At 43.3% G+C, this 12,988-nt stretch carries 8 protein-coding genes; 4 read left to right on the top strand and 4 right to left on the bottom strand.

The features are described 5' to 3' along the window. The 4 genes from BQ7394_RS01190 to BQ7394_RS01175 form a co-directional block, all read right to left on the bottom strand. Positions 1-3,453 (bottom strand): TonB-dependent receptor, encoded by a 3,453-nt coding sequence (locus BQ7394_RS01190; protein WP_075555699.1) that lies wholly within the window; start codon positions 3,451-3,453, stop codon positions 1-3. A 271-nt stretch (positions 3,454-3,724) separates the two neighbouring features. Further along, complete coding sequence (locus BQ7394_RS01185) at positions 3,725-4,735, bottom strand: FecR family protein (protein WP_235848644.1); 1,011 nt, start codon at positions 4,733-4,735, stop codon at positions 3,725-3,727. 69 nt (positions 4,736-4,804) lie between these two features. After that, a complete protein-coding gene (locus BQ7394_RS01180; protein WP_235848643.1) occupies positions 4,805-5,401 on the bottom strand; it encodes an RNA polymerase sigma-70 factor in 597 nt (198 codons plus the stop codon). Between the two features lie 39 nt (positions 5,402-5,440). Next, positions 5,441-6,403, bottom strand: coding sequence for a tetratricopeptide repeat protein (locus BQ7394_RS01175; RefSeq protein ID WP_075555696.1), 963 nt, complete (start codon positions 6,401-6,403; stop codon positions 5,441-5,443). A 1,069-nt stretch (positions 6,404-7,472) separates the two neighbouring features. Between BQ7394_RS01175 and BQ7394_RS01170 the strand changes: the two genes are divergently transcribed. From BQ7394_RS01170 to BQ7394_RS01155, 4 genes are all read left to right on the top strand, one after another. After that, a complete protein-coding gene (locus tag BQ7394_RS01170) occupies positions 7,473-7,745 on the top strand; it encodes an OadG family protein (RefSeq protein WP_075555695.1) in 273 nt (90 codons plus the stop codon). Positions 7,746-7,767: 22 nt separating this feature from the next. Beyond that, a complete protein-coding gene (locus tag BQ7394_RS01165) occupies positions 7,768-9,657 on the top strand; it encodes a biotin/lipoyl-containing protein (RefSeq protein WP_075555694.1) in 1,890 nt (629 codons plus the stop codon). Further along, positions 9,657-10,892, top strand: coding sequence for a sodium ion-translocating decarboxylase subunit beta (locus BQ7394_RS01160; protein WP_075555693.1), 1,236 nt, complete (start codon positions 9,657-9,659; stop codon positions 10,890-10,892). The genes BQ7394_RS01165 and BQ7394_RS01160 overlap by 1 nt, the downstream gene beginning before the upstream one ends. A gap of 228 nt (positions 10,893-11,120) precedes the next feature. Next, positions 11,121-12,974, top strand: a complete 1,854-nt coding sequence (locus BQ7394_RS01155; RefSeq protein ID WP_075555692.1) for a DUF349 domain-containing protein — start codon at positions 11,121-11,123, stop codon at positions 12,972-12,974. Positions 12,975-12,988: the final 14 nt, after the last annotated feature.

Below are 12,988 nucleotides of genomic sequence, written 5' to 3'. Positions count from 1 at the left end.
TTAAAGTGTTACATTTATACCAAACGAAATGGTGCGATAGAAAGGATATCCCCAGGAAAGGCGTTCCGGATCATAGCCTTTCGGCAAAGAGGTGAATGTGTGCAGATTCTCACAACTCACAAAGGCTTTCAGGGCATTCAGATGGATCGTATCCATCCATGTCTTCGGGAATGTATAGCTTAATGTGATGTTCTTCACACGCAGATAAGAGCCGTTCAGCAAATATTTCGTTTGTGCCCGGGTATTCGAACTCGCGTTTTCACGCTGGTTATAGATACGGAAGTATTCGGCATCCGGATTTACCGGGTTCCAGTTTCCGTTTTCCGGATCGATCGGCTTCCAGTAATCCAACTGGTCGTCAAAGATCTGTCCGAATTGTCCGGAAGAGAACGACCATCTGCGTGCATCGCTCATCCATACGTCACGTTTACCGACTCCTTGCAACAAAACATTCAGGTCGAATCCTTTATAATTCACACCCAGATTGATACCATACTGAAAACGTATCCGATTGTTACCGATGATCTTGCGGTCGCCCGGATTCTCCAGTGTGCCGTCACCGGCATCGATACGGTTGGTACTGTTCTCGTCGTCCTTCAAATTCTGGTATTTCACATCACCCGGACGCGGGTTTACGCCGTTGATAGAGGTAACTCCCTCTTTCAGCTTCCAGGTATTTGTATCTTCAAAATCATCGACCGTATAATATCCGTCCGTCACATATCCCCAGATCGTACCGATCTCATAACCGGTATAGTAGTTATTCTCCCCGCTACTATTCTGTAATACAAACGATTCATTATCATATTTTGTAACAGTCGTACGCGAATCATACAGGTTAAAACCGACATTGTATCCCCAGGCACCGATCTTATCGCGCCAGTTCAGGCTCAACTCCCATCCTTTCGTACGCAAGTCGGCCACATTTTGCAACGGAGCAGAGGCCCCGACCAAAGCCGGTAATTCCAATCCCGGAGCCAACATATCTTTTGTATCGCGCTGATACCAGTCGAATGTTCCGCGCAGGCGGTTATTCAGCATAGAGATATCGACACCGAAGTCTAACGTTTCCACTGTCTCCCAGGTAAAATTATCGCTGACCAGTCCCGGAGCTTTCAATGTGGTCGGTTTATCCCCGTTCACGATCCAGTTGATTTCATTTTTGGGATAAGCCGACATCACAGGAGTAAACTTATACGGATCGATGGCCTGGTTACCTATCTGCCCCCACGAACCTCTCAGCTTCAATTCGCTTATCCAGCCGGAAGCAGGTTCCATAAACGCTTCGCGGGCAATGTTCCAGCCAACAGAGAAAGAAGGGAAGAAACCGAAACGACTTTTCTTCGGGAATTTCGAGGAACCGTCGTAACGCCCGTTCGCTTCAAATAAATAACGCCCTTCATAATCATAATTCAAACGATAGAAAGCCCCACGTACGGTGTATTCACGGTATTGATCCGTGATCGTTTTTGTCTCACCGGTAGCCGTATTGAAAGAAGGTACTTCGTCATTGATCAGATCGTAGGCATAAGCCGTCAGTTTTGTATATTTACTATGCTCCTGATTGAATCCGACCATACCCGTCAGATTATGTTTCTCATTGAAAGTGCGGGTATAAGTAGCATACGCATTGATCGCATGATAATCGGTAGCCTCATTGATCTCCTGCAGAGAAGAATTGGCTGCCGTCTGCTTTTTTGCCATCTGTACATTGGCATAATCCTTGATCGCACGGTTCTGACGATTGTTCTGTACCACTTTGTCAAACGTATATTCAAATACCATTTCCAATCCGGACAAAGGTTTTACAACCGTTTTCGACATCAAACGCGTGTTATCCCGGATCGTCCTGTTGTCTGACGCCAGTTTCAATAAATTCTGTGGCGTATCCGTCAATAACTCTTCCCCGTCGGGCATGACCAGATATCCTTCCGGATACAAGCTGGGCTGACGCATATCGTAAAGAGTCGACGAAGTGGAAGTGAGCGGCATGTTTTTCGTGCTCTGTGCATAACGGACATCCGCCGACTGTGTCAACCAGGAAGTGACATCCGCCGAAACATACGCACTCGCAGAAGCCCGTTTATAAGAGTCTTTGTCTGTTTTCAGAATACCTTGTTCCTTGTTATATCCCAACGACATACGGTAAGTGATTTTCTCACCGCCACCGCTCAACGATGCATTATGATTTTGCAGGAAACCGAAATTATCGAACATATTGGTATATACATTCTTTTCATTCAGATAATAGTTCACACCTGTTTCCGGATCGGTATAAACACCATCCCCATACGTTTTGAACTGGCTCGGGTCCTGGCGGTAGGCTGCCAGATAGTTGATCCACGTATCGATATCCTGTCCGGCGAAATAACTACCGGAACCGAATTGTGCATCCTTATAGGCCTGCAACCATTGCATACCGTCCGCTATACCCGGTTCATTGATGGAAGACTGAAAACCGAAATTATTATTATAATTCACCTGAAAACGCTGTCCTTTCTGTGCTTTCTTCGTCGTAACAAGGATAACACCGAACGCAGCACGTGCCCCGTAAATAGCAGAAGAAGCGGCATCTTTCAATACCGAAACACTTTCGATATCTTCCGGATTAAGCATATCGATATCCCCCGGCACGTTATCGATCAGAACCAACGGGCCGCCACCGTTAATAGAAGTCGTACCGCGGATATTGAAATTCTTCGATGATCCCGGACCGGCTGCATCATTATTGGCTGTGATCTGTAATCCCGGCATAGTCCCTTGTAAGGCACTCATAGCATTCGTTACCGGACGGGAACCCAACACATCCGTCATTTTCACCTGAGAAACGGCACCAGTCAGGTTTTCCTTTTTCTGTGAACCGAATCCGACTATCACCACTTCGCTCAGTGTCTGCGTATCTTCTACCAGATCTACCCGGATCTCCCGCTGGTTATTGACCGGAATCTCTTTCGACAAATAACCGATATAAGAAACAACCAGTGTTGCCCCCGGCGAAACTTCGATAGAGAAACGTCCGTCGATATCGGTAATCGTTCCATTAGCAGTTCCTTTCTCCACAATATTTGCCCCGATAACCGGATCTCCCAAATGATCTTTCACAAGTCCCGTAACCCGGTAAGCTTGTGTAACACCCGAATGTACGGGCAATAAACTTTTCGTTTTGAGGACAAAATGGTTATCGACCAACTGGATATCCACATTTTTATCTTTAAAAATAGTTTCCAGCACTTCTTTAACCGATTTATTTTCGGCTTTCACCGATACAATGCGGTCTACATCCACATCTTTCAGGTCATACCAGAAAGAATAATCGGTCTGAGACTGTATCGCATCAAATACTTCACCTACCCTCACTTTATTCATATCCAACGAAACATTCGATACTTGTGACCAGGTAGTAGCCGACACCGAAAATATCCCCAAAAACAACAGAATAATAGATATTTTCATAATATTTAGACTTTTTTTATTGCATATAATTCGACATAGCGAACCCATGCTGCATGCTTTTTGATACATTTGCAGTTAGTTGTTAATTAGTTAATAATCTTATCAGTATTGATTTTCTACTTTTTGGCAACAGGATTGAGGAATGTTAGCGCATTCCTCAATTTGCCTGAATCAGGTTAATTCAGATTTTTCTCATAGGCATTTTACATTCTAAACTGTTAACAAAATAAAGTTCTATATCTCTCTTTTCAATTTTTCGATTGTGTCCAATCTAATAAATATCGATCGTATCCCCTTTGATCATATAGTGGAATTTATTACTCGAAGCCATAATTTTAAACACCTTATCTATCGGGTCATTCGTTTTGAAATCTCCTGCAAACCGGCGTTCTTTCAACAATTCATTGTGGATATTTATTTTTACATTATAGCACCGTTGCAAGGTACGGACAATTTGTGCCAGGGTTTCACCTTTAAAGATCAACCGGTTTTGCATCCAGCTAAGTGCCGATCCCGATTTTTCCTCAAACACCTCCAATTGCCCGGAACCGATATTATAGATCGCTTTTTCCATCGGTTGCAGAACGAGCGGCTCTCCTCCTTCACCGGAAAGACTGACCGACCCATTCAGCAAAAACACTCTGATCTCTTCACTGTCGCCGTATGCACTTACATTAAACTTAGTGCCCAACACCTTCACTTTCATTTCCCCAGCCTCGACAATCAATGGCAATTGCTCATTCCGGGCAACTTCCAGATAAGCCTCTCCAACCAGTTTCAAATAACGGTTCGATTTTCCAAAATCATCGGAATAAAAGAGTGTGCTACCAGAATTCAGCCAGACAAGCGAACCGTCTGCCAGACGCAATTGCGTTCGGGAACCGTTCGGGCAAGTGATTTCAGAAATAAGAGACACAGGAATTTCTTTTTGTTGGGATCTGAAATATAAGGCAGTATAATAACCCAGGAAAATAAACGGAAGCAGAACGGCAGCAACAGACACAGCCTTCTTCCAAAGCGGGCGTTTTTTCCCTTGTGACTTGAATGCAGGAGAGGCTGTTCTTGTTCGGAAAAGTTCATAGGCTCTTTCATAATCAAATGAGAAACCTTCATTCACGATGCCGGAAGAATCCCACAGATCTTTCATCTGGCTGAAATACAACCGGTTTTCCTCCGATTCATCCAACCAATTATCCAGTAGTTCCCCATCTGTTTTCGACAAATTACCGGACAGACGATCTATGATCAGATCATCCCAATATCCCCTATCTACTATTTGCATATTCATTAGTGCTTCTATAAATATGACAAACGAAAAAGAGGAATGGGTGAAAAAAATATCACTTTTTTTTCACAAAAACAGGAACATGGTCAGCCAGACCGGCAGGTAGTCTTTTAAATCATGGCGTAGCTGATTCAACGATAATCGTATATGATATTTCACAATATCGATAGTCAGGTTCTTTTCCCTGGCAATTTCTTCATACTTCATACCGTCGTTCCGACTCATCTGGTATATTTCACGTGTCAGTTCAGGCAACGAACCGACAGAAACGGCAATTTTGTCTTCCAACTCCTTTTCCAGCAACGAACACATCGGATAGTAGTCCTGTTCATGAAAAGACTCCTGCCGTTTCTCCATTTGCCGGGAGACAGATCGTTTCAGATTGTCCTGCCGTTCCTGATGATCCAGATAATTGATACTGCTGTTTTTAACAGCTTTCATCAGATAGGCCCGGAGGGATTGGGTAATAAATAACGATTCCCTTTTTTCCCATATATTGAATATGATATCGCTCACTAAAGTTTCAGCAACAAAAGAATCATTCACATACGAATATGCAAAAGCACAAAGCACCTTGTAATGCTGCTTATACAATGCTTTATAAGCAGCTTCGTCTCCAAGACGCAAACCTTTTATCAAGTTTTCCTCATGCAATATTGCCACTGCTTATCCCCCATATATTCACCTACTGTTTATATAACATCAAAAAGGCATATATGTTTTATTCTCAAAATTAGCGTGCTGCCCTTCAAACTTTTTCGCTTCCTCTCCTTCCGGATTCAGCTCGATGGATTTTTTCAGGTCTTCGAAAGCACCGTCCTTATCGCCTTTCAGGTTCTTTGCCCGTCCGCGTTCGGCATACGCTTTAGCAAAATCCGGCTTGATTTCAATAGCGTCGTCGAAGAAAGCGATCGCTTCATCCAACTGTTCTTTCGTAATCAGGAGGGTTCCTTTCAACAAACAGGCGTCTTCGTTGAACGGGTTCAGGTCGAGTGCCTGCTGATAATCGGCAGCGGCAGCTTCCAGATCACCCAGTGATTCGTGTATCTTTCCTCTTACCAGGTAAGTCGTCTCTTCTTCCGGTGCTAAAGAAATAGCTTTCTCGATATCGGGTAATGCTTCTTTACCCTGCTTCAAAGCAAGCAAAATCTCCGCACGCAACAGATAAGCATCCGTGAAATCGTCTTTCAAAACAATTGCTTTCGTCAGGTCGGCAATAGCTCCGAGCTGGTCGCCGGTCGTTCTTTTGGCTTTAGCCACCAGGAACCAGGCCAGATGATTGGATTCGTCCAGTTCGATCACCCGCAGGCAGTCTGCAATAACTTCGGCATCCTTATCCAACATAAAGAGAACGCTCACCCGTGTCAACAGGGTCTGTACATGTTCCGGTTCCATTTCCACCATACGGTTCAATACTTCCAATGCCTTTTCCGTTTGGTTGGCCATAGAATAGGCCGACACCAGGTAGTTCATCGTCTCAAAATCCTCCTGGATATTTAAAGCCTCCGTAAAACATTTGATGGCATAAGCTACCTGTCCGATTTTCTGGGCACGGACACCGTCGTATTTCAATATGTCGAAATTTTTCTGATCGTTTTTCACTTTCTCTTCTGCGCTATCCCCATTTTTTGAAGAAGAGAATAAAGATGTAAAGAAATTTCCCATGGTTATTTATTTATGTTCGAGAGGGCAAATATACAATTATTTTGGATTGTAACATTCATGTCACAAACATGCTTTAATTTTCCGAATAACGACAGAAAAGCCATTCATAAGCGATTGAGCATGAACTGAAGAATTCCACAACTAACAAAATGATACGGTATGTCGTAAACCATATACTGCCGGATTGACTTTAAGATTGTAATTCAAAAGTATCAAACTGTCAATTTAACCAGTCTCTAGAGAAGCTGCACGGAAACAGGTCAAGGCCGGTTATTTTTCACGCATCTGTCAAGGATTTGGCAAATAACATTTAAACGTATCCGGATTCAAAAAAGCAACACAATGAAACCAATAAAAAACAATTCAATATAATTCATTGCATATTCCTCAAATACACCACCATTTACATCCTTTCATTTACGCACCTGTTTTCCTTGCCACAGAAAATAAAAATGTTTTTCAACATGCTTTTTTCATAGAAAAGAGCTGCAAAAAAAGTCACATTCAACATTAATTAACACCAATTTAGGTTTAAACAAATTATCTATTCATTTAAAATGAAAAAAAATTCGTTTTAAACGAGTTGGAAAGTTGTTTAAAACGAACCTTGAAAGATGTATTCACGAAGATAATTGTTAAATAATGTATCTAACGATATTCTACAACACTCATTCCAAAGAATATATACGTCACAAAAAGTCAACCAATAGAATCTTTTTGCTTAACAATTACTTCATATCACTTCATTTTATCAAACCTGCCACTCCCGACAATTACACCTAAAGCGTACATGTTATCTTTTCTTTGCCTCATATATAAATTTCAGTAAGTAACAGACCTTAATTCCTTATCTCATAAAATATACATTTATCACAAAAAGTCACATTAAGCCAACGAAACAAAACATTTAAAAGAATAAATATTCCATTCTTTTACTTTTTTTATAGCCTTACCAAATGAATAATTGTGGGATTTTGTTATTTTTGCATTCAATTTATAACTTGGCGGAGATTTTTTTAGTCACTTCTCTCAAAAATAATAAAGATACTTAGTCACATACAAATTAGATATGGAAAACATAGAAACTGGACTTTTGTTAATGGTAGTCGGAATGACCACGGTTTTTGCAATTCTTTTGATCGTTATTTATCTCGGAAAAGGATTAATCACACTGGTAAACAAGTACGCACCTGAAGAAGTCGTCGTAAAGAAACAAACAGCAAGACAAACCGCTACTGCACAAGCCGGAAATATACCCGGCAAAACAACTGCCGCTATCGTAGCCGCAGTCAGCATGGTTACCGGCGGACAAGGAAAGGTATCCAAAATTGAGAAATTATAATACTAGCTATACACAAAATATCATGAAAAGAGAAATCAAATTCAGTTTGGTCTTTAGAGACATGTGGCAATCTGCCGGAAAATATGTCCCGAGAGTAGACCAACTAACCAGAGTTGCCCCCGCTATTGTTGAGATGGGCTGTTTTGCCCGCGTTGAAACCAACGGAGGGGGATTCGAGCAAGTTAATTTACTATTCGGAGAAAATCCAAATAAAGCCGTACGCGAATGGACGAAGCCATTCCATGAAGCAGGTATCCAGACACACATGCTGGATCGTGCCCTCAACGGGCTTCGTATGAGCCCGGTTCCCGCAGATGTACGCCAGTTGTTCTACAAGGTGAAAAAAGCACAGGGTACCGACATTACCCGTACGTTCTGCGGACTGAACGACGTACGCAACATCGCTCCTTCTATCCAATATGCCAAAGAAGCCGGAATGATTTCCCAGTGCTCGCTGTGCATCACCCACTCTCCGATCCATACGGTTGAATATTACACCAAGATGGCGTTGGAACTGATCGAACTCGGAGCCGACGAGATCTGTATCAAAGATATGGCAGGTATCGGCCGTCCTTATTCACTGGGACAGATCGTTGCCAATATCAAAGCCAAACATCCTGAAATTCCTATCCAGTACCATAGCCATGCAGGCCCCGGTTTCAACGTGGCTTCCATCCTGGAAGTATGTAATGCCGGCTGCGATTATATCGACGTGGGTATGGAACCGCTTTCATGGGGTACGGGACATGCCGACCTGTTGACTGTACAGGCCATGTTGAAAGATGCCGGTTACAAAGTACCGGAGATCAATATGGAGGCTTATATGAAGGTACGCAGTATGATCCAGGAATTTATGGACGATTTCTTGGGCTTGTATATCAGTCCGAAAAACCGTCTGATGAACTCTCTGTTGATCGGCCCGGGACTTCCCGGCGGTATGATGGGTAGCTTGATGTCAGACCTGGAAAAGAATCTGGAATCTATCAATAAAAACAATATCAAGAACAACAAGCCGCTGATGTCGCAAGACCAGTTACTGATCAAACTGTTCGACGAAGTGGCTTATGTATGGCCGCGCGTAGGTTATCCCCCATTGGTAACGCCGTTCAGCCAGTACGTAAAGAACCTGGCCTTGATGAACGTAATGCAGATGGAAAAAGGCAAAGCCCGTTGGAGCATGATTGCCGACGACATCTGGGATATGCTTCTCGGAAAAGCAGGACGTTTACCGGGTGAACTTGCTCCGGAGATTATCGAAAAAGCAAAAGCCGAAGGACGCAAATTCTTTACCGGCAATCCGCAAGACAACTATCCGGATGCACTCGACAAATATCGTAAGATGATGAACGAGAAGCAGTGGGAAACAGGCGAAGACGACGAAGAACTGTTCGAATACGCTATGCACCCGGCACAATACGAAGCATATCGTTCAGGAAAAGCCAAAGTTGAATTCCTGGCCGATGTAGCCCTGAAGAAAAAAGCTCAACAGGAAAAAGAGCATCCGACCGCACCGGCTGCTGCTCCCGCCCTGCCTACTACTCCACAGGTATTGACCGTAGATGTAGACGGACAGCCTTACCGTGTAACCGTTGCTTTCGGAGAGACCGCCAATGCCGCACCGACAGCAGCCCCGGCTCAGCCCGCAGCACAACCGGCAGCCGCTCCCGCACCCGCCGGAGCAGGCAACGAAGTTCTTTCACCGCTGGAAGGTAAATTCTTCCTTGTGAAAAACGCATCGGATGCACCTGTAAGAATAGGCGATACAGTAAAAGAAGGGGATGTTCTTTGCTACGTAGAAGCGATGAAAACATATAATGCCGTACGCTCGGAATTCAGCGGAACAGTTACATCCATCAATTATGCTGCCGGCGATACCGTTTCTGAAGATGACGTATTAATGACAATACAGTAATGAACGAGATATTTCAAAATCTGTACGATATGACTGCGTTCAGCAACATTATTGCTGAACCGCAGTTTCTGATCATGTATGCAATCGCATTTATATTGCTTTATCTGGGTATCAAGAAACAATATGAGCCTTTGCTGCTTGTCCCCATCGCTTTCGGTGTGTTGCTAGCCAACTTTCCGGGAGGCGACATGGGTGTGATCCAGGCTGACGAGAACGGGCTGATCAATGTACACGGAGTGATGAAGAACATCTGGGAAATGCCTCTGCACGACATTGCGCATGAACTGGGTATCATGAATTTCATCTATTATATGTTGATCAAAACAGGGTTCCTTCCCCCTATTATCTTTATGGGCGTAGGAGCTTTGACCGACTTTGGCCCGATGCTCCGTAATCTTCGCCTGTCTATTTTCGGCGCAGCTGCCCAGTTGGGTATCTTCACCGTATTATTAGTGGCTATCCTGATGGGATTTACACCGAAAGAAGCTGCTGCCCTGGGTATTATCGGTGGTGCCGATGGCCCTACGGCAATCTTTACTACCATTAAGCTGGCTCCCCATCTATTGGGGCCGATCGCTATTGCTGCATACTCTTACATGGCATTGGTTCCGGTTATTATCCCCTTAGTTGTTAAAGCCCTGTGTTCTAAAAAAGAACTATGCATCAACATGAAGGAGCAGGAAAAGAAGTACCCGTCCACTACGGAAATCAAGAACATGCAGGTACTGAAAATAATCTTCCCGATTGTCGTTACAACAGTCGTGGCCTTGTTTGTGCCAAGTGCAGTTCCTTTGATCGGTATGTTGATGTTCGGTAATCTGGTAAAAGAGATCGGAACAAACACATTCCGCCTGTTCGATGCGGCCTCAAACAGTATCATGAACGCAGCTACGATATTCCTCGGTCTATCGGTAGGTGCTACCATGACTGCCGAAGCTTTCCTTAACATGACAACGATCGGTATCGTGATCGGCGGATTCCTGGCCTTTGCCTTGTCGATCGCCGGAGGTATCTTCTTTGTAAAACTGGTCAACCTGTTCACCAAGAAGAAAATCAACCCGCTTATCGGTGCAACCGGATTGAGTGCCGTTCCGATGGCTTCGCGTGTAGCCAACGAAATCGCACTGAAATACGACCCGAAGAACCATGTGCTTCAGTATTGCATGGCCAGTAACATTTCAGGTGTGATCGGCTCGGCTGTTGCAGCAGGGGTATTGATCTCGTTCTTAGGATAAGAGATATAATAAATAATAAAAAAACCCTGTAATCCGGTCTAAACCTGTTACAGGGATTTTTTTATCTGTGAAATCAACTAAAAGCGCAAGCTATTACAGCCTTTTTGCTGATTTATTAACCTTTTCTAATAAATAAATCGTCGTCAAATGCTGTAATCCAAAAATAATTACTTTAATTTGTGACTTGATATAGGAATGTATTTATCCTTCTCTTAAATGTGATTGAATATGAATGACACTCATGAAACTAATTTGCCTGCTGAAGAAACCGGCAAATTGGAAGAAACTAAAGCACCGGAAGTAACTCCGGAAAACACTGCGGCTGAAGTAGAAGTAACCGAAACAGTGGAAGAAGCAACTGCTAATGCAGTCGGTAAATTATCAAAAGAAGAAATTCTGGAAAAATTGACCGGACTGGTAAATGCTGCTGCCGAAGCAACACGCAACGAAGTGGAAGCGTTGAAGCAGGCATTCTATAAAATCCATAGAGCCGAAGTAGAAGAATTGAAAAAGGCATTCCTTGAAAATGAAGGAGAAGAAAAGGATTTCGTAGTTCCCGAAGACGAAGATGAAAATAAACTGAAAGAGTTGCTGGCTGTTTACAAAGAAAAAAGAGCTGCAATCCTGGCAGAAGAAGAACGAGTGAAAGCTGCTAACTATGCACTGAAACTCCAATTGATAGACCAGTTAAAGGTTCTGACCGAAAGCCAGGACGACTTCAATAAATTATACAACGACTTTAAAGACATCCAACAAAGATGGAAAGAAATTAAGGCCGTACCACAGGAACATGCGAATGAACTGTGGAAAAGTTACCAGACTTACACAGAAAGATTCTACGACATAATCAAGATCAACAATCAGTTCCGCGATTATGACTTCAAGAAGAATCTGGAAATGAAAACCGCTTTATGCGAAACAGTTGAAAAACTGCAAACAGAACCGGATGTGGTATCTGCGTTCCACCAGTTACAGAAGTTGCATCAGCAATGGCGTGAAATTGGCCCGGTAGCAAAAGAATTGCGTGAAGAACTGTGGGCACGTTTCAAAGCGGCCTCAACAGTGATCAACAAACGCCATCAGGAGCATTTCGAATCGTTGAAATCGAAAGAACAGGAAAACCTGATCGCAAAGACAGCTATCTGCGAAGAAATTGAAGGTATTGATTTCGATGCTTTGAAAACATTCAAAGACTGGGAAGATAAGAACAAAGAAGTGATTGCCTTGCAGGAAAAATGGAAAACAATCGGTTTCGCTCCGAAAAAATCGAATGTAAAGATATTCGAACGTTTCCGTGCCGCCTGCGATGTTTATTTCAATAAGAAAAGTGCCTTCTATAAGAGTATCAAGGAAGATATGGAGAAGAATCTGGAGCTGAAAAAAGCGTTATGTGAAAAAGCAGAAGCATTGAAAGACAGCACAGAATGGAAGAGCACTACGGAGAAGATGATCGCACTCCAGAAGGAATGGAAAACAATCGGTTCGGTTGCACGCAAGCATTCGGATGCCGTTTGGAAACGTTTCATATCTGCCTGCGACTATTTCTTCGAACAAAAAAACAAGAACGTTTCTTCTCAAAAGAACGTAGAACAGACAAACCTGGCAGCCAAGAAAGAGCTGATCGAAAAGATCAAAAACTTAGACGAGACACTGGGTGCGGATGACGCGATGACCGAGTTGAAAGCGATGATGGCTGAATGGAATACGATCGGTCATGTTCCTTTCAAAGAAAAAGATAAGATCTATAAGGAATATCACGAAGCAGTAGACAGTCAGTTCGATCGTTTGAAAGTAGACCAGAGCGACCGTAAGATGCAGAGTTTCCGTAGCAATCTGAGCGACATGGCAGGTGGCGAACGTGGAAAAGGTAAGCTTTACGGCGAACGTGAAAAGCTGATGAGAATGTTTGAACGGATGAAAAACGAACTTCAGACATACGAAAACAACATCGGCTTCCTCAGCATCTCCTCGAAAGGCGGAGGTGGCCTGGTGAAAGAGATGGAGCGTAAGATCGAAAAGCTGAAAGATGAGATGGCACTCATTATCAAAAAAATCGATGCAATAGATGAAAATCTTGAATAAATAAAACGAAGCCG

Source organism: Parabacteroides timonensis (genome assembly GCF_900128505.1).
GTDB lineage: Bacteria > Bacteroidota > Bacteroidia > Bacteroidales > Tannerellaceae > Parabacteroides > Parabacteroides timonensis.
Note: the sequence above shows the minus strand (reverse complement) of the source record. Positions and strands in the feature narration are given on the sequence as shown.

Coding starts and splice junctions, on each gene's coding strand:
- BQ7394_RS01190 (WP_075555699.1), bottom strand. CDS start 3,453: ATGAAAATATCTATTATTCTGTTGTTTTTGGGGATATTTTCGGTGTCG.
- BQ7394_RS01185 (WP_235848644.1), bottom strand. CDS start 4,735: ATGCAAATAGTAGATAGGGGATATTGGGATGATCTGATCATAGATCGT.
- BQ7394_RS01175 (WP_075555696.1), bottom strand. CDS start 6,403: ATGGGAAATTTCTTTACATCTTTATTCTCTTCTTCAAAAAATGGGGAT.
- BQ7394_RS01170 (WP_075555695.1), top strand. CDS start 7,473: ATGGAAAACATAGAAACTGGACTTTTGTTAATGGTAGTCGGAATGACC.
- BQ7394_RS01165 (WP_075555694.1), top strand. CDS start 7,768: ATGAAAAGAGAAATCAAATTCAGTTTGGTCTTTAGAGACATGTGGCAA.
- BQ7394_RS01160 (WP_075555693.1), top strand. CDS start 9,657: ATGAACGAGATATTTCAAAATCTGTACGATATGACTGCGTTCAGCAAC.
- BQ7394_RS01155 (WP_075555692.1), top strand. CDS start 11,121: ATGAATGACACTCATGAAACTAATTTGCCTGCTGAAGAAACCGGCAAA.